This window comes from Mycobacterium sp., from assembly GCF_035314905.1.
Taxonomy (GTDB): Bacteria; Actinomycetota; Actinomycetes; order Mycobacteriales; family Mycobacteriaceae; genus Mycobacterium.
Genome location: NZ_DATFYW010000050.1, coordinates 1 through 21,662, shown reverse-complemented (window position 1 = coordinate 21,662; position 21,662 = coordinate 1). Strand labels below are relative to the sequence as shown.

Sequence of the window (21,662 nt, the reverse complement as noted above, 5' to 3'; positions counted from 1 at the left end):
GCGGCCCCGAGTGGAACCCGGCTTGGTTGTGGGCCCGGCTCCGCAAACCCGCTGTGCACCCCGGTGAGGCGGCCGCGACCTGACGCGCTGTCAGTAGCGGTAGTGGTCGGCCTTGTACGGGCCCTCGACGTCGACCCCGATGTACTCGGCCTGCTCCTTGGTGAGCTTGGTCAAATGACCGCCGAGGGCGGCGACGTGGATGCGGGCCACCTTCTCGTCGAGCTTCTTCGGCAACCGGTACACCTCGTTGTCGTAGGTGTCGTTTTTGGTCCACAGCTCGATCTGCGCGATCACCTGGTTGGAGAAGCTGTTGCTCATCACGAACGACGGATGCCCGGTCGCGTTGCCGAGGTTCAGCAGCCGGCCCTCGCTCAGCACGATGATCGAATGGCCATCAGGGAACACGAACTCGTCGACCTGCGGCTTGATGTTGATGCGATGGATCTTCGGGTCGCGTTCCAGCGCGGCCATGTCGATCTCGTTGTCGAAGTGGCCGATGTTGCCCAGGATCGCCTTGTCTTTCATCGCGCGCATGTGGTCGAGCGTGATGATGTCCTTGTTGCCCGTCGCGGTGATCACGATGTCCGCTTCGCCGATCGCGTCCTCGACGCTCTTGACGTCGAAGCCCTCCATCAGCGCCTGAAGGGCGTTGATCGGGTCGATCTCGGTGACGGTGACGCGGGCACCCTGGCCCTTCAGCGACTCCGCGCAGCCCTTGCCGACGTCGCCGTAGCCGCATACCAGCACGTTCTTGCCACCGATCAGCACATCGGTGCCGCGGTTGATGCCGTCGATCAGCGAGTGCCGGGTGCCATACTTGTTGTCGAATTTGCTCTTGGTCACCGAGTCGTTGACGTTGATGGCCGGGAATTTCAGCTCCCCGGAAGCCGCGTACTGGTAGAGCCGCAGCACGCCCGTCGTGGTCTCCTCGGTGACGCCCCTGACGGACTCGGCGATCTTCGTCCACTTCGTTTGGTCGGTCTCGAAGCGCTCCCGCAGCCGGGCCAGGAATACCTTCCATTCGGTCGAGTCATCGTCCTCGGCCGGCGGCACGACACCGGCCGCCTCGTATTGCGCGCCCCGCAGCACCAGCATCGTCGCGTCGCCGCCGTCGTCGAGGATCATGTTGGCCGGCTCCTTCGGCCACGTCAGCATCTGCTCGGTGGCCCACCAGTACTCCTCGAGCGTCTCGCCCTTCCACGCGAACACGGGAACACCCTGCGGTTCCTCAGGTGTGCCGTGCCGGCCGACGACGGCGGCCGCCGCCGCGTGGTCCTGAGTGGAGAAGATGTTGCACGACGCCCACCGCACCTCGGCGCCCAGTTCGACGAGGGTCTCGATCAGCACCGCGGTCTGCACCGTCATGTGCAGCGAGCCGGAGATGCGCGCACCCTTCAGCGGCTGCACCTCGGCGTACTCGCGGCGCAGCGCCATGAGGCCCGGCATCTCGTGCTCCGCGAGGCGGATCTCCTTGCGGCCGAAGTCGGCCAGCGAGAGGTCGGCGACCTTGAATTCGATTCCGTTGCGGACGTCAGGTGTCAGCCGCTGCTCTGTGGTGGTCATGGTTGTCCTTCTCGTAAGCCTGCCCCGAATACTTAGCTTAAGTACACATTAGTCGACGACTCATCCGGCCTCGACCACGCCGTGGCGCTCGGCGAACGGCGTCAGCAGCCGGGCCAGGTCGACGGCGACGTCGTGGTCTGCCTCCGGTGGCATCGACACGTAGCTCATCGCCAACCGCACGATAGCGCGTGCCAGCACCCCGGCGTCCTCGTCGCTGACCTTGACCCAGCCCTGCTGGAAAGAAGCGGTCAACCGCTGCGAACAATGCGTGATGATCGGCGCGCTGTCGGTCGTGATGATCTGCAGCAGATCGGGCTTGGCCTCGCCACTCAGCAGCGAGATGACCAGGGGGTCGGACGCGGATTGGGCGAAAAACGACCGGAAGCCCCGCACGAAGGCCGCGTAGATGTCGCCGACGTTGGCTTCGATCGCGGTCTCGACGGCGTCGACGAGCCCGTCGGCCGCCCGCAACGCATACGCCTGCGCGAGGCCGTGCCGCGACCCGAACTCGTTGTAGATGGTCTGGCGGCTGATCCCGGCCGCGCGGGCCACGTCGGCCAGCGTGATGGCCGACCAGTCACGGGTGAGCAGCAGCTCCCGCATGCCGTCGAGGATCGAGTCCCGAAGCAGCACCCGCGACGCCTCGGCATACGGGACTCGCTGCGGCGATCTCCCACGTGTCACAGGCGCGAGACTAGCGCTCACGAACGGGCAACCTCCACCATCTCGAAGTCGGCCTTGGCGGCCCCGCAGTCTGGGCAGCTCCAGTCGTCGGGGATCTCGTCCCAGCGGGTGCCGCGCGCGATCCCGTCCTCCGGCCAGCCCAGCGCTTCGTCATACTCGAAGCCGCATTGGATGCAGCGGAACAGCCTGAAGTCATCGGTGCTCACTTCGTTACCTCCATCGGTTCGAAGTCGACCTTCTCGCGCACCCCGCAGTCGGGGCAGCACCAGTCGTCGGGAATCTGATCCCACCGCGTGCCCGGCGGATAGCCTTCGCGCGCGGCGCCTGTCGCCTCGTCGTAGACGTAGTCGCACACCGGGCAGAGGTACGCGCTCACGCGTGGACCCCGTACCGTTGCAGCAGCTTCGCCCGCTTGGCCGGCTGCAGATGCGCCCTGCTGACCTCGCCGCCGTAATGCGCCAGCACACGCTTGTCCATGACGTGCCGCCACAGCGGCGGGAAGTACGCAAGGCAGATCATGCTGGCGTATCCGCTCGGGAGGTTCGGCGCGCCGTCGAAGCTGCGCAGCGCCTGGTAGCGACGCGTTGGGTTCGCGTGATGGTCGCTGTGCCGCTGCAGGTGGTAGAGGAAGATGTTGGTCACCAGGTGGTCGGAGTTCCAGCTGTGTTCGGGTGTGCAGCGTTCGTAGCGCCCGCTAGCGGCCTGCTGCCGAAGCAGCCCGTAGTGCTCGAGGTAGTTCACGGTCTCCAACAGCACGAACCCGAAGACGGCCTGGATCACGACGAACGGGAGCAGCGCGAACCCGAAGATCGCGACCAGCACGCCCCACAGCATGACCGACATCAACCACGCGTTGAGCACGTCGTTGCGAAGGTTGAGCACGCTGTTGCCGAGCCGGCGCATCCGCTGGGCCTCCAGATGCCACGATGAGCGCAGGCTGCCCCAGATGCTGCGCGGCAGAAACGCCCACAGGCTCTCGCCCATCCGCGCGCTCGCCGGATCCTCCGGCGTCGCGACACGCACGTGGTGGCCACGGTTGTGCTCGATTAAGAAGTGGCCGTAACAGGTCTGCGCGAGCGTGATTTTCGACAGCCACCTCTCCAGCGCGTCCTTCTTGTGGCCGAGCTCGTGCGCGGTGTTGATGCCCACCCCGCCGAGCACCCCAACCGATAGCGCGACCCCGATCTTGGACACCCAGCCCAACGGCCCGTCAAAACCCAGCCAGCTCAGGTTGGCGGCGGTGAACAGATACGCGCCGAACACCACGCTGGCGTACTGGAACGGAATGAACGCATAGGTGCAGTAGCGGTAGTAGGGGTCGTTCTGGAGTTGCTCCATCACCTCGTCGGGCGGGTTCTGACCGTCGGGACCGAATCGCAGATCCAGCAGCGGCAGCAGGACGTAGATCAGTAGCGGACCGATCCAGAACAGCACCTGCGACGCGCTCCGCCAGCCCAGCTGGTTCATCGCCCAGACCACCGGCAGCACCACGAACAGCGCGGTCGGGGCGATCAGCCCCGTCAGCCACAGGTGCCGCTTCTTGTCGCGCCAGACTTCCGGCGTTTCAGCCGTCAACGCACTCACCTCCGAGAGCCGGATCACATCACGGCTTTACTCTAGAGGGCAGTTTGTCTGTTGTCTAGACATGAATCCCTATTTTGTAAACAGCGGTCGCGCCTGGGCCGCCTCCCTGGTCGCAAGCACGGAATGGCGCCGGCCGTACCCGAAGTAGACGACCATGCCGATCAGCATCCATACGACGAAGCGGATCCACGTCAGCAACGTGAGGTTCAGCATCAACCACAGGCAGGCGATGATCGACGCGATCGGCAGCGCCGGCACCCACGGCGCGCGGAAGCCGCGCGGCAGGTCGGGACGCGTCCGGCGCAGGATGATCACGCCGCCCGACACCAGCGCGAACGCGAACAACGTGCCGACGTTGACCATTTCCTCGAGCTTGCCGATCGGGAACACCGACGCCGCCACCGCGATCAGCACGCCGACCAGCACCGTGATCCGCACCGGTGTGCCGCGCGACCCGGTCTTGGCCAGCGCGCGGGGTAGCAGTCCGTCACGTGCCATCGCGAATAGCACCCGGCTCTGGCCCAGCATCAGCACGATCACCACCGTGGTGAGCCCGGCCAGCGCCCCGATCGCGACCACCTCTGCGGCCCAGTTGACCCCGTTGGCCTTGAACGCGGTGGCCAGGTTCGCGTGCCCGCCGCCGGCTTTGTCCTTGAGCTCGGTGTAGCGCACCATGCCCGAAAGAACCACGGAGACCGCCACATACAGGACGGTCACGATGGCCAGCGTGGCCAGGATGCCGCGGGGCACGTCGCGCTGCGGGTTCTTGGTTTCTTCGGCCGTGGTGGCGACCACGTCGAATCCGATGAACGCGAAGAACACGATCGATGCCCCGGCCAGCACGCCGTACCACCCGTAGTCGCTTCCCGACGCGCCGGTCAGCAGCGAGAACACCGACTGCTCGGCATGCGACTGACTGGGCTGGCCGGGCGGCACGAACGGCGAGAAGTTGCCGACCTTGATGTAGAACGCGCCGACAACGACGACGAGCACGACCACCGAGACCTTGACGAGAGTGATCACGGCGCTGACGTTCGATGACAGCTTGGTCCCCAGCGCCAGCAGCGTGGTGAGAATCGCAACGATCAGCAAGGCGCCCCAGTCCAGCGTCACCGGCCCGAATTTGGCTGTGCCACCCGAGAATCCGAACACCGTGCCGAGGTAGCTCGACCAGCCCTTGGCCACCACGGCGGCACCCACCGCGAACTCGAGGATCAGGTCCCACCCGATCACCCATGCGGTGAACTCCCCGAAGGTCGCATAGGAGAACGTGTAGGCGCTGCCGGCCACCGGGAGCGTCGACGCGAACTCGGCGTAGCACAGCGCCGCCAGCCCGCAGGTGACCGCCGCGATGACGAACGAGACCGAGATCGCCGGACCGGTCAGGTTGCCGGCCGTCGACGCGGTGATCGTGAAGATGCCCGCGCCGATCACGACCGATACGCCGAAGACGGTCAGGTCCCACCAGGTCAGGTCCTTGCGGAGCCGGCTGTCCGGCTCGTCGGTGTCCTGTATCGATTGCTCGACGGACTTCGTCCGCCATCGATTCCCCATGTGCGCCCCCTCTCCCTCGGCAATGTACTCAAGTACTGTGCTCCCCCATGGGGAGGCTTTCCGAACACGCTGTCGTGATCGGTGCCAGCATTGCGGGTCTGTGTGCGGCGCGCGTGTTGTCGGACTTCTACGACCACGTGACGCTGTTCGACCGCGACACGCTGCCGGACACCCCGGCCAACCGGGCCGCGGTCCCGCAGGGACGCCACGTGCACATCCTGATGGCCCGCGGCGCGCAGGAGTTCGGCGCGTTGTTTCCCGGCCTGCTCGACGAGATGGTTCACGCGGGCGTGCCGATCCTCGAGGACCAGCCCGGATCCATCCACTTCGGCGCGGCCGGCCACGTGCTGGGCATGCCGACCGAGTTGCGGGAGACCTTCACCACCTACGTCCCGAGCCGGCCCCACCTCGAGTGGCAGATCCGGCGCCGCACCTCGGCACTGCCCAACGTGCAGATCAGGCAGGGCGCCGTCAACGCACCGCGCTATGACGGCTACGACCGGCGGGTGACCGGGGTGGTGCTCGAGGATGGCCCGTTCGTGCCGGCCGACCTGGTCGTCGATGCCTCCGGTCGCGGCACGCGGCTGCCGGTGTGGTTGTCGGAGTGGGGATACGGCAGGCCCACCGAGGACACCGTCGATGTCGGCATCGGGTACGCGACTCACCAGTTGCGCATTCCGGACGGCCTGATCGAGGAGAAGGTCATCGTGGCAGGGGCTTCTCGCGAACAACCGGTCGGCCTGGGGATGCTCTACTACGAGGACTGCACCTGGGGGCTGACCACGTTCGGCGTGGCCAAGGTTGAGCCCCCGCAAGACTTCCCCGGAATGTGCGCGGTGGCCGAGAAGATCCTGCCCGCACACCATGCCGCCGCGATCCGCCAGGCGGAGCCGATCGGCGAGGTGGCGTTTCACAAATACCCGACGAGCAGGTGGCGCCGCTACGACAAGCTGCCAAGGTTCCCTGCCGGGATCGTGCCGTTCGGCGACGCGGTCGCCAGCTTCAATCCGACCTATGGCCAGGGCATGACGATGACTTCGCTGCAGGCCGGTCATCTGCGCCGTGCACTCCAGTTACCCGACGCGCACGTTGCCGCCGAGGTGAACCGTGCGACGGCCAAGACGACCTTTCCGGTCTGGACCATGAACGCGATCGGCGACCTGGTCCTGCACCGTGCCGGCGGACCGATGCCCCGCTGGTATCCGTGGGTGGGCGAATTGTTCGACCAGTTCCTCGGAGCCGCCGAAACCGAGCCGGTGCTCGCGGAGTGGTTCCTGCGCCGGTTCAGCCTGCTGGACAGCCTTTACATGATCCCGTCGGCGGGCATCGTCGGCCGTGCCGTCCGCCACAACATGCGGTGCTGGTGGGCCGAACGCCGCCGGATGCCCTCAGGGCCGGCCGCCTACTCCATCAGCACCCGGTCCAGGTCCGGCTCCAGGTAGATCACCCGCGCGGCGGGCACCGCGGAACGGATCCGCACCTCCGCGTCGTCGATGACTCGTGCGACCGTCGCCAGATCGCAATCCGGTGCCAGCGCGATCTTCGCGCCCACCAGCATCTCCTCTGGGCCCAGATATTGCGTGCGGAGATGGATCACACGGTCGACGTGCGGGGTGCCGTCGAGTGCCGCCTGGATGGCGTGCAGCTGATCGGCCGTCGCACCCTCGCCGATCAGCAGGCTGTGCATCTCGATCATCAGGATCACCGCGATCACGCCCAGTAGCACACCGATGCCGGCGGTGCCGATGCCGTCCCAGACCGCGTTGCCGGTCAGTACGGTCAGCCCGACGCCCGCCAGCGCCAAGATCAGGCCGGTCAATGCGCCGGTGTCCTCCAGCAGCACCACCGGCAGTTCCGGGTTGCGCGAGTTGCGGATGAACCTCCACCAGCCGCCGGAACCCTTCAGCGGGCGCGACTCCACGATCGCGGTGCGAAAGCTGAACGCCTCCAGCCCAATTGCGACGATCAGGATCACGATCGCGACCAGCGGTGAGCTGAGGCGCTCGGGATGGGTGATCTTGTGATAGCCCTCGTAGAGCGCGAATACCGAGCCGACACTGAACAAAACCAGCGCCACCACAAACGAGTAGAAGAAGCGGCTGCGGCCGTAGCCGAACGGGTGCAACGGGTCGGGTTCCTTGCGGGCCTCGCGCTGACCGAACAGCAGCAGTCCCTGATTGGATGTGTCAGCCACCGAGTGCACCGATTCGGCGAGCATCGAAGAGCTTCCGGTGATGAGGTAGCCGATGAACTTCGCCAGCGCGATGCCGGCATTGGCGGCCAGGGCCGCCACTATGGCCCGGGTGCTACCGCCTGCCGACATCGCTCACAGCCCGACACTCACCCGGAACAGCTCCGACGGCTGCTCGGCGACCAACCGGATCGGTCCGTCGTCGGCGGACACCCACGCGGCCCGGCCGCGATCCACCGTCAACGACGACGACTTGGCGTGAACCAGCATCGCCCCCCCGGTGCACAGCAGGATCTGCGGGCCTTCGTGGCGGACAACGGTGTCGATCTCGTGGCCGACGTGCTCACCCTCGATGCGCAGGCAGGACACCGCGAACTCGGTCGCGGGTGTGCCATAGATCAGCTCCGGCCCCTCGCGCCACGTTCCGGCGCGGAGCGACGCCTCGGCTGCAGGACGAAAGTCCAGCACCCGCAACAACTCTGGCACGTCGACGTGCTTGGGTGTCAACCCGCCCCGCAGCACGTTGTCGGAGTTGGCCATCACCTCGACGCCCATGCCGCGCAGATACGTGTGCAGGTTCCCTGCGGGCAGGAAGATTGCCTCGCCGGCCCGCAGGCTGATCCTGTTCAGCAGCAGCGCGGCCAGCACGCCCGCGTCACCGGGATAGCGCTCGCCCAGCTCGAGGATATCCTTCATTTCCGCTGCGAATTCCGTTGCGCCGGAGCGGATATAGTGGATCGCGCCCTCGATCACAGCGGGCACCAGGACATCGAGGTCGGGCTGCGGCGCGGTGATCCACGTCGTGAACAGTGCCCTCAGGCCATCGGCCTCGGGCTGGCCGCTCAACAGGTCGACGAACGGGTCGAGGTCGGAGACCGCCAACGCTTTCATCAGCTCCACCGTGCGCGCGGGTTCCCGGAAGCCTGCGAGCGCCTCGAACTGGTTCAGCGCGACCAACAGTTCCGGCTTGTGGCAGCGATCCCGGTAGTTGCGTGTGGGCGAGGTGATCGGGATACCGAGTCTCTCCTCGCGCTCGAAGCCTTCGGCCGCCTGCTGCGCGCTCGGGTGGGCCTGCAGCGATAGCGGTTCGTCGGCCGCGAGCACCTTCACCAGAAACGGCAGGGTGTCGCCGAACCGCTCACACACGGCGGCGCCCAACTGGCCCTCCGGGTCGGCAGCCAGCGCGTCGAGCAACGACCGCTCACCGGCCTCGGTCTCCAGCCATGCCGGGTCGCCCGGATGGGCACCGAACCACAGTTCCGCTTCGGGATGCGGTGTGGGCGTGGGCCTCCCGGTGAACTCGGCGATCGCCGTCCGCGACCCCCACGCGTAGGTGCGCACCGCGCCACGTAACAGGTACACCTGCTAACCCCGGACCAATCGCAGGTATACCGCTGCCATCTCCAGCCGCACCGCCAACACCCCCAGTTGTTGCTCCGCGCCACCCGAGCCGACCGATGTCGCGTCCGGAACGTCCTCGGCGCCGATGATGTCGACGTCGGCGTGGTCCGCCACTCGCGCCGCGACCACCGGCCGCTCCCCGTTCAGGGTAAGCGCGAGCACCCGGAATCGTTCCGGCAACGGACCGTCGATCTCTTCATCGTGGAACAGCGCGTCAACGGGGTCGGCGACGGTGGCCGACCGCAGCCCGACGAGCGCATCGCGCAGACAGGTCGCCGCTGCGGCCTCGCCGGCGACCCGCAGCAGGATCGCACTGCCGTGGTGAGCCAGTGCCAGCGGCGCCGCCGAGTCGGCGGTCAGCACCACCCGACGCCCGATCATGCGCTCGGTCAGCGCCTTTGCGGGGTTTGTGAACAGCTCACGAGAAGCACTGCTGCGCAACGCTTCCGCGTCGAGCTCGTCGGCCAGCGAAGCGACGTCGATGTGCATCCCGTCGTCGACGGCCGCGACCGTGGCCAGCCCGGCGGCAAGATACCGGCAGAGCCCGAACGCGTCATCCACCGGCAGTCGCGGGGACAGCACGGCGGCGCGGCTCGCGGTGGCGTCGCGCAGCGGCCCCTCGTACGGCGCCACGATGACCACGCGGGCGCCGCGCCGCACCCCGGTCACGGCCGCACCCGCCAGCATCGGGTCACCGGGATCGGCACCGGCCACCACGAGCAAGTCGAGGGGCCCGATCCACGAGGGCGCACCGGACGCAACGACGAACGGCTCGCCCGCCGCGGTGCCGAGCGTCGCCGCGAGCATGCTGCCCGCCGTCGCGGCGGCACCGCGGCCGGCTACCCAGATCACGGTGCGGGGCCTTGCTCCGGCGACCGACTCCAGCGCACCCTCCTCGACCGCCGCTGCGGTCGCACGGACGTGCGCCCCGGCCATCGACGCCCTGCGCAACAGACCCTCGCGGTCGGCGGCGATCAAGCCTTCGGCGTCGTCGAGGTCGATCACGGAACCGATGGCGTTCACCTCGCCGCCCCCGCATGCGAATTGATTTGCGCGGCAATCTGTTCGACAACCTTGTCAACGTCTTCTCTGGTGCGCGCCTCGACGTTGAGCCGTAGCAGCGGCTCGGTGTTGGATGTGCGCAGGTTGAACCAGGTGCCATCACCGACGTCGACTGTCACGCCGTCGAGGTGGTCGATGGACGCGATCTTGGTGCCGAACGACCGCAGCACCGCCTCGATACACGTGTCTGCGTCGTCGACGGTGAAGTTGATCTCGCCGGACAATTCGTAGCGCTGATAGTCGGCCGTCAACTCCGACAGCGGCCGGTTCTGCTCGCCGAGCGCGGCCAGCACGTGCAGCGCGGCCAGCATGCCGGAGTCGGCCCCCCAGAAGTCACGGAAGTAGTAGTGCGCCGAATGCTCGCCACCGAAGATCGCCCCGGTTTCTGCCATCAATTCCTTGATGTAGGAGTGCCCGACGCGGGACCGGACGGGGGTGCCGCCGCGCTCGATCACCAACTCCGGCACCGCTCGTGAGGTGATCAGGTTGCAGATGACCGTCGCCCCGATCTCGCGCGCCAGCTCGCGGGCCGCCACCAGGGCGGTAACCGCCGACGGCGACACCGGATTCCCGAGCTCGTCGACGACGAAACACCGGTCGGCGTCACCGTCGAAGGCCAGGCCGATGTCCGCCCCGGTCTTGCGCACGAACTGCTGCAGGTCTACGAGGTTGGCCGGATCCAGTGGGTTGGCCTCGTGGTGCGGAAATGATCCGTCGAGTTCGAAATACAAGGGCTCCAACGTGATCGATGGAATCGGACCGAGCACCGCGGGTGTGGTGTGCCCCGCCATTCCGTTACCGGCGTCCACGGCCACCCGCAGCGGCCGCCTATCGGACAGGTTGACCAACGACCGCAGGAACTCGCCGTAGTCGGCCAGCACGTCGCGGTCCACGATGCTGCCCGCCGGCCCGTTGTGCGGCGGCACGCCGGTGATCAACTCGTCGGTGATCGTTTCCAGCCCGGTGTTGCGGCCCACGGGCTTGGCGCCGGCACGGCACAGCTTGATGCCGTTGTATGCGGCGGGGTTGTGGCTCGCGGTGAACATCGCGCCGGGGCAGTCGAAGAACCCGGATGCGAAGTACATCTGGTCGGTGGAGGCGAGCCCGATACGCACGACGTCGAGACCCTGACCCGTCACGCCGGCGGCGAACGCCGCGGCCAGACTCGGGGAGCTGTCGCGCATGTCGTGGCCCACGACGACCCGCTTGGTGGTCTGCGCTTCGCCGCGCAGCAGCCGCGCGAACGCGGCGCCGACCTCGGCGGCGAACGGCTCGTCGATCTCCGTTCCGACCAGTCCGCGTACGTCGTATGCCTTGATCACGCGGTGAACATCGGCAGCGGGCCGGGCCATGCCGCAAGCCTAGCCGTTGGCGATGACGCCGCTTCTGGCTCGCCTCAGCCGGCCGCTACCGCGGTGGATCGGGCAGCACCCGCAGATGCCCGCGCCGCCGGCCGCTCGGCGCCGGTTGGTGCGCCGGGGTTGCCAGCACGCCGCCGTTGGCCACCGGGGGGCCGCCGGCCGGATCCGACAGGTCATCCAGTGCGGTGCTGCCCAGCACGACGCCGTCGCGGCCTTCCCGGACCGCGTCGGCCAGCGCGACGAGGTCGTCCTCGTCGGGGCTGTTCGGCAGCGGCCCGGCGTGGCGGACGAGTTCCCAGCCCCGCGGCGCGGTGATCCGGCCGGCGTGGGACACGCACAGGTCCCACGAGTGCGGTTCGCGCGCGGTGGCCAGCGGTCCGACGACAGCCGTCGAGTCCGAGTAGACGAACGTCAGCGTCGCCACCGCGTAGTGAGGACACCCGGGCCGGCAGCAGCGACGGGGAACGTTCACGTCGGAGAGGCTATCGTGCGCAAACGCGTCGCGGCGCCGGACACGCTCAGCCCCCGGCCGAGAAGATCCTCAACCGTTACGATCCCGGGGTGACCCGTTCACGCAGTCCCCGCCGGCGGGAAATGCGCGGGCCGCTGCTGCCGCCCACCGTGCCGGGCTGGCGCACCCGCGCCGAGCGGTTCGACATGGCGGTGCTGGAAGCCTATGAGCCGATCGAGCAGCGCTGGCAGGAACGCGTCGCCGGGCTGGACGTTGCGGTCGACGAGATCCCCCGCATCTCGCCGAAGGACCCCGACAGCGTGCAGTGGCCGCCCGAGGTGGTGGCGGACGGGCCCATCGCGCTCGCCCGGCTCATCCCCGCTGGTGTCGATATTCGCGGCAACACGACGCGGGCGCGAATCGTGTTGTTCCGTAAGCCAATAGAGCGGCGGGCGAAAGACACCGAGGAACTGGCCGAGTTGCTGCATGAATTGCTCGTGGCGCAGGTGGCCACGTATCTGGGCGTCGAACCGTCCGTCATCGACCCTTCGATCGATGACGACTGAGCGGCGCGCCTAGCCGATGCCCCGCTTGAGGCGGCGGCGCTCCCGTTCCGAGAGGCCGCCCCAGATCCCGAAGCGCTCGTCGTGTGCCAGCGCGTAGTCCAGGCACGCGTCGCGTACCTCGCATCCGAGGCAGATGCGCTTGGCCTCACGGGTGGAGCCGCCCTTCTCGGGGAAGAACGCCTCCGGATCCGTCTGGGCGCACAGGGCGCGCTCCTGCCACTGGTCGTCAGTGGTTGCCGGCGCAAGTCCAAAACTCGCGAAACTATCCGGCACCAAAGTCAAATGGGCACGTTTTGTCGTCCCCGTCGTCGCGCCGGTATTGGTGTGCGGCGTGGTGCCCATCGCGCTCCAATAGGACATTCCCGCCTCCTAACCTGGTCATCGCAGATGTTCTTGTGGAATGCCGTCCACTATTCAAACTGAATTCGAACAAGTGATCGAATCTCGGTCTGCGACACCGGGAACGGTTGGCGAACCGGGAATGACACTCATGTGATTACACACGTGTTAGCTGCCCCGGTCAAGCACTGAAGGGAGAATTCATACCATTTCGTGATAACAATTTCGGCGCGTCGCGGTCGCGGCGTGTCGCATAACGGACCGCGCCGAACGTCCATCGGGCCGAAGGCTTAGTGTCGGTCGGTGTGAAGGTCACCGTTCTGGTCGGCGGCGTCGGCGGCGCGCGGTTTCTGCTGGGTGTGCAGAAACTGCTCGGCCTGGGGCGGTTCGCCGGCGACTCCGGCGGCGCCGGGGATCACGAGCTGACTGCGATCGTCAACATCGGCGACGACGCGTGGCTGCACGGCGTGCGCATCTGTCCCGACCTCGATACCTGCATGTACACCCTCGGCGGCGGCGTCGATCCCGAGCGGGGCTGGGGGCACCGCGACGAAACCTGGCACGCTATGGAGGAATTGGCGAAGTACAACGTGCAGCCGGACTGGTTCGGACTGGGCGATCGCGACCTGGCCACGCACCTGGTACGCAGCCGGATGCTGCGGGCCGGCTACCCGCTGTCACAAGTCACCGAGGCGCTGTGCGCGCGGTGGTCGCCGGCCGCGCGGCTGCTGCCCGCCAGCGACGACCGCAGCGAAACCCACGTCGTCGTCACCGATCCGAGCGCTGGCGTGCAGCGCGCGATTCACTTCCAGGAGTGGTGGGTGCGGTATCGGGCGCGGCTACCCACGCACAGTTTCGGGTTCATCGGCGCCGACAAGGCGACCGCGGGCCCCGGAGTAACCGACGCGATCGCCGACGCGGACGTGGTGTTCTTCGCGCCGTCCAACCCGGTCGTGAGCATCGGTGCGATCTTGGCAATCCCGGGGATCCGGGGCGCATTGCGCTCGACGTCTGCTCCGATGATCGGCTACTCCCCCATCGTGGCGGGAAAGCCGCTGCGCGGCATGGCCGATGAATGCCTTCGGGTCATCGGCGTCGCGACGACGTCCGAAGCCGTCGGCCGGTACTACGGCGCCCGCTCCGGTGTCGGCCTCCTCGACGGGTGGCTGATCCATGAGGGCGACCACGCCGAGATCCCCGGCGTCGCGGTGAGGTCGGTTCCGCTGTTGATGCGCGACCCGGATGCCACCGCCGAAATGGTCCGCAGCGGCTTGGAGCTGGCCGGGCTTACGCTGGGGCCGCGAGCATGACCGGCGACCACGGCGCCGGAGCCGCAATAGAAATGCTGCCCGTGGCCGGACTGCCGGAATTTCGTCCCGGTGACGATCTGGCGGACGCGCTGGCGGCCGCCGCGCCCTGGCTGCGGGACGGCGACGTCGTCGTCGTCACCAGCAAGGTGCTCTCCAAGTGCGAAGGCCGCGTGGTGCCCGCGCCCGACGACCCAGATGCGCGAGATGAGTTGCGGCGCAAGCTCATCGACGCTGAGGCCGTGCGGGTGCTGGCACGCAAAGGCAAGACACTGATCACCGAGAACGCGCTCGGTCTTGTGCAGGCGGCGGCGGGCGTGGACGGATCCAATGTCGGGTCAACAGAACTCGCGCTGCTACCCGTCGACCCCGATGCCAGCGCTGCGAGGTTGCGCAACAGGTTGCGGGAGCGGCTCGGCGTGACCGTCGCCGTGGTGATCACCGACACCATGGGCAGGGCCTGGCGCAACGGCCAGACGGACACCGCCATCGGTGCGGCCGGCCTCGAGGTGTTGCACGCCTACGCGGGCGCCTACGATGTGCACGGCAACGAGCTACTCGTCACCGAGGTCGCCGTGGCCGACGAAATCGCCGCCGCCGCCGACCTTGTCAAGGGAAAATTGACCGGCATACCGGTGGCCGTGGTGCGTGGTCTGGCGGTGCGCGACGACGGGTCGACCGCGCGCAGCTTGCTGCGGCCCGGCGAGGAAGACCTGTTCTGGCTGGGTACCGAGGAGGCGCTGTCGCTCGGCCGCCGCCAGGCGCTGCTGATGCGTCGCTCGGTCCGCAGCTTCGCCCCCACACCGGTGCCGCCGGAACTCGTCGAGGAGGCGGTCTCCGACGCCCTCACAGCGCCGGCCCCCCACCACACCCGGCCGGTGCGCTTTGTGTGGCTGCGCACCGCCGGGCGACGCATCGCGCTGTTGGATCGAATGAACGACCGTTGGCGCGCCGACCTGTCCGGTGACGGAAAATCGCCGCATGCGATCGAGGCCCGGGTCAGCCGTGGCCGAATTCTCTACGACGCACCGGAGTTGGTGATCCCGTTCCTGGTGCCCGATGGCGCTCACAGCTACCCCGACGCCGCGCGCACCGCTGCCGAGCACACGATGTTCACGGTCGCGGTCGGCGCCGCCGTGCAGGGCCTGCTGGTTGCGCTCGCGGTGCGTGGTCTGGGCAGCTGCTGGGTCGGCTCGACGATTTTCGCCGCCGATCTGGTGCGCGCCGAACTCGGGCTCCCCGCCGACTGGGAGCCGCTGGGCGCCGTGGCCATCGGCTATCCCGAAAAGCCGGCGCCGCCGCGGGATCCCGCACCGAGCGACGATCTGCTGGTGCAGAAATGAGCGTCCGCGATTCGGTCATCGAAACGCTGACCTGCTGGCCGGCACCGAATTCCGCTCAGGAGGCGTTGTGCGAGGCGGTGCTCGCGTTCGTGCTGGGCCGTGACGACGCATGCGAGAGGGAGTGCGTGCCGGGCCATATCACCGCGTCTGCTCTCGTGCTCGACAGCACCGGGACGCAGGCACTGCTGACGCTGCACCCGCGGCTGGGCCGCTGGGTGCAGTTGGGTGGGCACTGCGAGACCGGCGACCGTCACATTGTCGCCGCGGCGCAGCGGGAGGCGATCGAAGAGTCCGGAGTCGGGGACCTCGAGGTCGATCCCGGTCTCATCGCCGTTCACGTCCACCCGATCACCTGCTCGCTCGGCGTGCCCACCCGCCACCTCGATATGCAGTTCGTCGCATATGCGCCACCCGACGCCTCGATCGAAGTCAGTGACGAGTCGCTCGACCTTCGTTGGTGGCCGCTGGACGCGCTACCGCAGAACTCGGATCAGGCTCTGGCGCAACTGGTTTCGTTCGCGCGACGCCACATCGCGACTCAGACGTCGGTGGAGTAGCGGATCCCGCCGTCGGGAATCGTCACCCCCGGCCACACCCGGGCGCCGCGCAGCAGCTCGCAGCGGGCGCCGATGTCGGCGCCGTCGCCGATCACGCCGTCGCGGATCAGTGCCCGCGGGCCGATCCGGGCGCCGAAACCGATGATCGACCGCTCGATCACCGATCCGGCCTCGACCTTCACCCCGTCGAAGATGATCGCCCCGTCCAGCCGCGTCCCGGGGCCGATCTCGGCGCCGCGACCGACGACGGTCCCGCCGATCAACAACGCGCCCGGGGCCACCGCGGCCCCGTCGTGCACCAGCTTCTCGCCCCGTTGGCCTCCGAGAGCCGGCGACGGCGCGATCCCGCGAACCAGATCGGCGGAACCGCGTACGAAATCCTCCGGCGTGCCCATGTCACGCCAGTACGTCGCGTCGACGTAACCGCACACCCGCACGCCTTGCGAAAGAAGCGCGGGGAACACCTCGCGCTCCACCGAAACCGCTCGGCCCCGCGGAATCTGGTCGATCAGCGCCCGCCGGAACACGTAGCAGCCCGCGTTGATCTGGTCGGTCGGCGGATCCTGGGTCTTCTCCAGGAACGCGGTCACGACGCCGTCTTCATCGGTCGTCACGCAGCCGTACGCCCGAGGGTCACCGACCCTGACCAGGTGCAGCGTCACGTCGGCAGACTTGCGGTCGTGCGCTTCCAGCAGAGCGCCCAGATCGGCGCCCGACAACACGTCGCCGTTGAAGACCATCACCGTCTCGTGGCGCAGCTTGTCGGCGACATTGGCGATCGCGCCGCCGGTGCCGAGCGGCTCGGTCTCGGTGACGTAGTCGATCTGCAGCCCCAGCTTCGACCCGTCACCGAATTCCGACTCGAACACCTCCGCCTTGTAGGAGGTGCCCATGACCACATGCTCGATGCCGGCCGCCGCGATCCGCGACAGCAGGTGGGTCAGAAACGGCAGCCCGGCGGTCGGCAACATCGGCTTGGGCGCCGACAGGGTCAGCGGCCGCAGCCGCGTGCCCTGCCCGCCGACCAGGACGACGGCGTCGACCTTCGAGGGATCTGTCACGTCAGCGCCGTCCTTTCGCCAGCCTCCGTCGAGAGCTCCGGACCACCAGGCGGGCGCGCACCACAAGGGCGGTTCTCATCGCCCAGCGCAGCGGCGCCTGCCACCACCGGCCATACCGGTCGGCAAGGTAAATGTAGGTGCTGGCATGGTGGGCGGCGAGGTTTCGGGCGGGATCGCGGCCGGTGGCGTGGCCCTTGTCGTGCAGAATCTCCGCGGACGGCACGTAGACGTTCTGCCAGCCGGCCTTGACGAGCCGGTCGCCGAGGTCGACGTCTTCCATATACATGAAGTAACGCTCGTCGAACCCGCCGACCTCGTCGAACGCCGCGCGGCGCAGCAGCAGGCACGAGCCGGACAGCCAGCCGACCGGCCGCTCGCTGGGGTCGAGCCGGTCCTGTCGGTAGGCCGACGTCCACGGGTTGTTCTTCCAGAACGGGCCGACCACGGCGTGCATACCGCCGCGGATCACGCTCGGCACATGCCGGGCGGACGGGTAGACCGAGCCGTCCGGGTCGCGGATCAGGGGCCCGAGCGCGCCGGCGCGGGGCCAGCGGCCCGCGGCTTCCAGCAACTGGTCGATGCTGCCGGGACCCCACTGGACGTCCGGGTTGGCGACCACGACGAAGTCGGCGCAGTCGGCCTGCGCGGACAATTCCGCGACGGCCCGGTTGATCGCGGTGCCGTAGCCGAGGTTGCCGCCCGTGTGCAGCAACCGGGTGTTCGGAAAGTCCTCCACGGCCGCTTCGGGGCTGCCGTCGGTGGACCCGTTGTCGGCCATGATGACGCTGACCGGCCGGTCTGTGGCGTGCGCCAGCGTGGCCAGAAATCGGCCCAGGTGCGGGCCGGGTGAGTACGTCACCGTCACCACGACCAGTTCGTCACTCACGGCGTCGAGGGTAGCGTCAGCTACCCGGCAGCTTCTCGCAGCGTGGCGGCGAACGCGGCGGGATCGGCGAACGGCGACATGTGCGCCCACCCGGCGACGACGCGCAGCCGCGCGTCGGGCACCGCGTCGGCCAGCTCCGCCATCGCTGCCGGCGTCGCCACCTCGTCGTGCCCGGCCGCGAACAGCCGCGTCGGGACCGCGATGCGGCCAACGCCCGCCGCCCGGTTGTAGTGGGCGATCGCGTCGAGCGACGCCGCCCACGGGTCCCGCGGCGCGGTCGCCAGCCGACGGCGCAGATAGCAGATCACCGGCGGATCAGCGGCGAGCTCTGCCGGGGTGAACCAGCGCCGAAGGCCCGCGTCGATGTCGAGCGGCTGGCCGGCCCGGACGCTGCGCGCGCCGTGCGCGAAGGCGGGAAACGGGGTGTGACGGCTGCAGACGATTATCAATCGCGCGACGCGATGGGACGCCTGCAGCGCGACCTCGATGGCGACCTGACCGCCGAAGGAGTGGCCGACGACCACCAGGTCGCCGTCAGGCAGGCCGGCCAGCACCGCGGCCGCTACCTGTTCGTGGACCGGTCCGGCCGCGGGGACCAGGTCGTTCAGGTCCGGGACCGCAGCCTGACCCGTGAGGTGCGCGCGCACGTCGTCCCACACTTCGGGGTCCAGCGGCGTGCCGTGCAGCAGCAGCCACAGCGAGGCCATCAGTGCAGCGCGTCGGCCAGCGCGTCGCGCCAGGGCCGCAACGGGGTCAAGCCCGCCTGCGCGGACTGGTGCGCCGACAGCGCCGAATAGGGCGGCCGGCGCGCGGGCCGGGGATGCTCGTGGGTGCCGGCCGGGCGGACCCGCGCGGGGTCGGCGCCGATGTCCTCGAACACCGCGCGGGCCTGCTCGAAGCGGCTGGCCGCACCGGCGTTCGCCGCGTGCAGCAGCGGCGCGGTGATTCCTGCGTCGGCGATTTGCAGGAGCGCGCCGACCAGGTCGGCGACGTAGGTCGGCGATCCGACCTGGTCGGCGACCACGTCCACCGGCCCCTCACCGCCGGCCAGCCGGCGCATCGCGGCGACGAAGTCGCTGCCCTGCCCGGTGTAGACCCACGACGTCCGCACCACGTGAGCATCGGGCAGTTCATCGTGGACGGCGCGCTCACCGGCAAGCTTGGACAGCCCGTAGACGCTGAGCGGGCCGGTCGGGTCGTCGAGGTCGTAGGGCCGCGGTCGGCCTGCGAAGCTGCCGCTGAAGACGTAGTCGGTGGAGATGTGGATCAGCCGCGCCCCGGCGCGAGCACACGCCCGCGCGACGTTGCCGGCGCCGACGGCGTTGACGGTGTGGGCCCGCGCCACATCGGATTCGGCGGCGTCCACCGCCGTGTACGCCGCGCAATTGACGACTACGTCGCCCCGCGCGACGAATCGCGCGGCCGCGCCGGCGTCGGTGATGTCCCACTCTCTCGAGGTCAAGGCCAGCACGTCACGGCCCTCGCGGGCCGCTTCTGCGGCAAGAAAGCGGCCGACCTGCCCGCCGGCGCCCGTGATCACGATCCTCGAGGGCATGCCGATGAGTCTGGCACGCCCGGCGCGGGCTACGACGAGACCGGCGCTCTCGCCAGTAGCCTGGTCGAAGCCATAGAACCGACAGGGGGATCCTTTTTGCCTGCAGCGCCAGCTGCCGACTCGGTCACCAGCCCACGGCGCACGGTGCGTGCCGTGTTCACCGTGGCCGCGATCGTGATCGTGGTGGTCACGGGGTTGGCGTGGGGCAAGCTCCGCTCGTTCGAAGACGGCATCTTCCAGTTCAGCACCCCGCTGTTGGGCGAGGGCGGCGACGACGGCGCGATCGACATCCTTCTGGTCGGCCTCGACAGCCGGACCGATGCGCACGGAAATTCGCTGTCGCAGGAAGAATTGTCGAAGCTGCACGCAGGCGACGACGTTTCGACCAACACCGACACGATCATCCTGGTGCGTATCCCGAACGACGGGAGGTCGGCGACCGCGATCTCGATCCCGCGCGACTCCTACGTTGAGGCGCCGGGCCTGGGGAAGACGAAGATCAACGGTGTCTTCGGCCAGACCAAGGAGGCCGAGCGCGTCAAGCTCGTGCAATCCGGTGTCAGCGCCGGCGAAGCCGAATCCCGGTCCACGGAAGCGGGTCGCGAGGCGTTGATCAAGACCGTCGGCGACCTGACCGGCGTCACCGTCGACCACTACGCCGAAATCGGGCTGCTGGGTTTCGCCCTGATCGCCGACGCGGTCGGCGGAGTCAACGTCTGCCTCAAGGATGCTGTGTACGAACCCCTTTCGGGCGCAGACTTTCCGGCGGGGTGGCAGAAGCTCAACGGACCGCAGGCGTTGAGCTTCGTGCGCCAGCGACACGACCTGCCGCGCGGCGACCTCGACCGCGTGGTCCGCCAGCAGGCGGTGATGGCTTCACTTGCGCACCAGGTGATTTCAGGCAAGACGCTGTCCAGCCCAGCCACAGTCGGTCGCCTGCAACAGGCCATCCAGCGGTCGGTGGTGTTGTCCTCGGGCTGGGACATCATGGATTTCGTCAAGCAACTGCAGAAGCTGGCCGCCGGGAGCGTAGCGTTCGCCACCATCCCGGTGCTCGACGAGTCGGGCTGGAGCGACGACGGCACGCAGAGCGTGGTCCGGGTCGATCCGGCACAGGTGCAGCAGTGGGTCAAGGGCCTGCTGAACAACCAGGCACAGGGCAGGACGGAGCAGCTGGCGTACACACCGTCGAAGACCACCGCCGATGTGCTCAACGACAGCGACATCGGCGGCCTGGCCGCCGCGGTATCGCAAGTCCTGACCAACGACGGCTTTACGGCCGGCGCCGTCGGCAACAACGAATCGGGCCACGTGTCCAACAGCCAGGTTCAGGCCGTCAAGGCCGACGACCTCGGAGCGCAATCGGTGGCCACGCAGTTGGGCGGTCTGCCGATCGTCGCCAAGGCCGGCCTCCCGCCGGGGACGGTGCGCGTGGTGCTGGCGGGCGACTACACCGGACCGGGCTCCGGCCTCGACAGCAACAACCCGACCGCCCCGTCGGTGAACACTGCGGCGGCCGGCCCGGCGCCCGACTCCAACGCGCCCCCGCCGTCGCCGATCCTGACCGCCGGAGCGGACAAGCCCGAGTGCGTCAGCTAGCATGACGAATCTGACTGCCACAGTGCTGGATCCGTTGCTGCACACCGATCCTGCCGGCCCTCGCATCACGTACTACGACGACGCCACCGGCGAACGCATTGAGCTGTCGACGGTGACACTGGCCAACTGGGCGGCCAAGACGGGCAACCTGCTGCGTGACGAGCTGGGCGAAGGCGCGGGAAGCCGGGTGGCGGTGTTGTTGCCGGCGCATTGGCAGACCGCGGGGGTGCTGCTCGGGATCTGGTGGATCGGCGCCGAGGCGGTGATCGGCGCGGCGCCGGACGCGGATGTGGCGATGTGCACGGCCGAGCGGCTGTCCGAGGCCGACGCAGCAGAGGTCGTTGCCCTGTCGCTGGATCCGTTCGGCCGGCCGGTCCCGGGGTTGCCGGTCGGTGTGACCGACTACGCGACGTCGGTCAGGGTGCACGGCGACCAGATCGTCGCCGAGGCACGCCCGGGCCCGGCCCTGGCCGGGCGCTCGCCAGACGACGTTCTCGAAGCAGCCCGCAATTCCGCTCGGTCACGGGGCATTTCGGGAGGTGACCGAGTTTTGTCGACGTCCTCCTGGAATGGATATAACGAACTGGTCGACAACTTG

At 68.4% G+C, this 21,662-nt stretch carries 23 protein-coding genes; 7 read left to right on the top strand and 16 right to left on the bottom strand.

Features of this window, described 5'->3' with window-relative positions:
* Positions 1–90: 90 nt before the first annotated feature.
* The 6 genes from ahcY to VKG81_RS04080 form a co-directional block, all read right to left on the bottom strand.
* Positions 91–1,563 (bottom strand): adenosylhomocysteinase, encoded by a 1,473-nt coding sequence (ahcY, locus tag VKG81_RS04105; protein ID WP_324389968.1) that lies wholly within the window; start codon positions 1,561–1,563, stop codon positions 91–93.
* Between the two features lie 60 nt (positions 1,564–1,623).
* Positions 1,624–2,268, bottom strand: coding sequence for a TetR family transcriptional regulator (locus VKG81_RS04100; protein WP_324389966.1), 645 nt, complete (start codon positions 2,266–2,268; stop codon positions 1,624–1,626).
* On the bottom strand, positions 2,265–2,453 hold the full coding sequence (locus VKG81_RS04095) for a rubredoxin (protein WP_324389964.1): 189 nt from the start codon (positions 2,451–2,453) through the stop codon (positions 2,265–2,267). Before VKG81_RS04095 ends, VKG81_RS04100 begins: the two co-directional genes overlap by 4 nt.
* Positions 2,450–2,623: a rubredoxin gene (locus VKG81_RS04090; protein WP_324389962.1), complete on the bottom strand. Its 174-nt coding sequence runs from the start codon at positions 2,621–2,623 to the stop codon at positions 2,450–2,452. The genes VKG81_RS04095 and VKG81_RS04090 overlap by 4 nt, the downstream gene beginning before the upstream one ends.
* Positions 2,620–3,822 (bottom strand): alkane 1-monooxygenase, encoded by a 1,203-nt coding sequence (locus VKG81_RS04085; RefSeq protein WP_324389960.1) that lies wholly within the window; start codon positions 3,820–3,822, stop codon positions 2,620–2,622. The genes VKG81_RS04090 and VKG81_RS04085 overlap by 4 nt, the downstream gene beginning before the upstream one ends.
* Positions 3,823–3,900: 78 nt before the next feature.
* Positions 3,901–5,385 (bottom strand): amino acid permease, encoded by a 1,485-nt coding sequence (locus VKG81_RS04080; RefSeq protein WP_324389958.1) that lies wholly within the window; start codon positions 5,383–5,385, stop codon positions 3,901–3,903.
* Between the two features lie 47 nt (positions 5,386–5,432).
* Between VKG81_RS04080 and VKG81_RS04075 the strand changes: the two genes are divergently transcribed.
* Complete coding sequence (locus tag VKG81_RS04075; RefSeq protein ID WP_324389956.1) at positions 5,433–6,827, top strand: oxidoreductase; 1,395 nt, start codon at positions 5,433–5,435, stop codon at positions 6,825–6,827.
* Here the strand turns inward: VKG81_RS04075 and VKG81_RS04070 are convergent.
* The 5 genes from VKG81_RS04070 to VKG81_RS04050 are packed head-to-tail and all read right to left on the bottom strand — an operon-like array spanning position 6,788 to position 11,872.
* Positions 6,788–7,708: a cation diffusion facilitator family transporter gene (locus VKG81_RS04070; RefSeq protein WP_324389954.1), complete on the bottom strand. Its 921-nt coding sequence runs from the start codon at positions 7,706–7,708 to the stop codon at positions 6,788–6,790. The genes VKG81_RS04075 and VKG81_RS04070 overlap by 40 nt on opposite strands.
* Before the next feature lie 3 nt (positions 7,709–7,711).
* Positions 7,712–8,938, bottom strand: coding sequence for a mannose-6-phosphate isomerase, class I (gene manA / locus VKG81_RS04065; protein WP_324389952.1), 1,227 nt, complete (start codon positions 8,936–8,938; stop codon positions 7,712–7,714).
* 3 nt (positions 8,939–8,941) lie between these two features.
* Entirely contained in the window at positions 8,942–10,000 is a 1,059-nt protein-coding gene (locus tag VKG81_RS04060; protein ID WP_324389950.1) for a TobH protein, read from the bottom strand.
* Entirely contained in the window at positions 9,997–11,391 is a 1,395-nt protein-coding gene (locus VKG81_RS04055) for a phosphomannomutase/phosphoglucomutase (protein WP_324389948.1), read from the bottom strand. The genes VKG81_RS04060 and VKG81_RS04055 overlap by 4 nt, the downstream gene beginning before the upstream one ends.
* 55 nt (positions 11,392–11,446) lie before the next feature.
* Entirely contained in the window at positions 11,447–11,872 is a 426-nt protein-coding gene (locus tag VKG81_RS04050; RefSeq protein ID WP_324389946.1) for a DUF3499 domain-containing protein, read from the bottom strand.
* A 122-nt stretch (positions 11,873–11,994) separates the two neighbouring features.
* Between VKG81_RS04050 and VKG81_RS04045 the strand changes: the two genes are divergently transcribed.
* A complete protein-coding gene (locus VKG81_RS04045; RefSeq protein ID WP_324389972.1) occupies positions 11,995–12,417 on the top strand; it encodes a metallopeptidase family protein in 423 nt (140 codons plus the stop codon).
* A 9-nt stretch (positions 12,418–12,426) separates the two neighbouring features.
* Here VKG81_RS04045 and VKG81_RS04040 read toward each other — a convergent pair whose 3' ends face one another.
* Positions 12,427–12,777, bottom strand: coding sequence for a WhiB family transcriptional regulator (locus VKG81_RS04040; RefSeq protein ID WP_414685144.1), 351 nt, complete (start codon positions 12,775–12,777; stop codon positions 12,427–12,429).
* 284 nt (positions 12,778–13,061) lie between these two features.
* On the opposite strand from VKG81_RS04040, the gene cofD reads away from it, so the two are divergent.
* From cofD to VKG81_RS04025, 3 genes are read left to right on the top strand one after another with little or no spacing between them, the layout of a single operon-like run.
* Entirely contained in the window at positions 13,062–14,066 is a 1,005-nt protein-coding gene (gene cofD, locus VKG81_RS04035) for a 2-phospho-L-lactate transferase (protein ID WP_324389944.1), read from the top strand.
* Positions 14,063–15,406 carry a coenzyme F420-0:L-glutamate ligase gene (locus VKG81_RS04030; RefSeq protein WP_324389942.1) on the top strand — a complete coding sequence of 448 codons (1,344 nt, stop codon included), beginning with the start codon at positions 14,063–14,065 and terminating at the stop codon, positions 15,404–15,406. The genes cofD and VKG81_RS04030 overlap by 4 nt, the downstream gene beginning before the upstream one ends.
* Positions 15,403–15,963, top strand: coding sequence for an NUDIX hydrolase (locus tag VKG81_RS04025; RefSeq protein ID WP_324389940.1), 561 nt, complete (start codon positions 15,403–15,405; stop codon positions 15,961–15,963). Before VKG81_RS04030 ends, VKG81_RS04025 begins: the two co-directional genes overlap by 4 nt.
* Here the strand turns inward: VKG81_RS04025 and VKG81_RS04020 are convergent.
* Genes VKG81_RS04020 through rfbD form a run of 4 tightly spaced genes read right to left on the bottom strand, consistent with a single transcriptional unit; the run spans position 15,945 to position 19,465 of the window.
* On the bottom strand, positions 15,945–17,024 hold the full coding sequence (locus VKG81_RS04020; protein ID WP_324389938.1) for an NDP-sugar synthase: 1,080 nt from the start codon (positions 17,022–17,024) through the stop codon (positions 15,945–15,947). The genes VKG81_RS04025 and VKG81_RS04020 overlap by 19 nt on opposite strands.
* Before the next feature lies 1 nt (position 17,025).
* Positions 17,026–17,892 (bottom strand): glycosyltransferase family 2 protein, encoded by an 867-nt coding sequence (locus tag VKG81_RS04015; protein WP_414685146.1) that lies wholly within the window; start codon positions 17,890–17,892, stop codon positions 17,026–17,028.
* Positions 17,893–17,930: 38 nt separating this feature from the next.
* Positions 17,931–18,617 (bottom strand): alpha/beta fold hydrolase, encoded by a 687-nt coding sequence (locus VKG81_RS04010; protein ID WP_324389934.1) that lies wholly within the window; start codon positions 18,615–18,617, stop codon positions 17,931–17,933.
* Positions 18,617–19,465 (bottom strand): dTDP-4-dehydrorhamnose reductase, encoded by an 849-nt coding sequence (rfbD, locus tag VKG81_RS04005; RefSeq protein ID WP_324389932.1) that lies wholly within the window; start codon positions 19,463–19,465, stop codon positions 18,617–18,619. The genes VKG81_RS04010 and rfbD overlap by 1 nt, the downstream gene beginning before the upstream one ends.
* A gap of 96 nt (positions 19,466–19,561) precedes the next feature.
* Between rfbD and VKG81_RS04000 the strand changes: the two genes are divergently transcribed.
* The gene (locus tag VKG81_RS04000) at positions 19,562–21,064 is read left to right on the top strand and encodes an LCP family protein (protein WP_324389930.1); all 1,503 of its coding nucleotides are present in this window, start codon (positions 19,562–19,564) and stop codon (positions 21,062–21,064) included.
* Between the two features lies 1 nt (position 21,065).
* On the top strand, positions 21,066–21,662 hold a 597-nt coding region (locus VKG81_RS03995), incomplete at its 3' end, for a TIGR03089 family protein (RefSeq protein WP_324389928.1).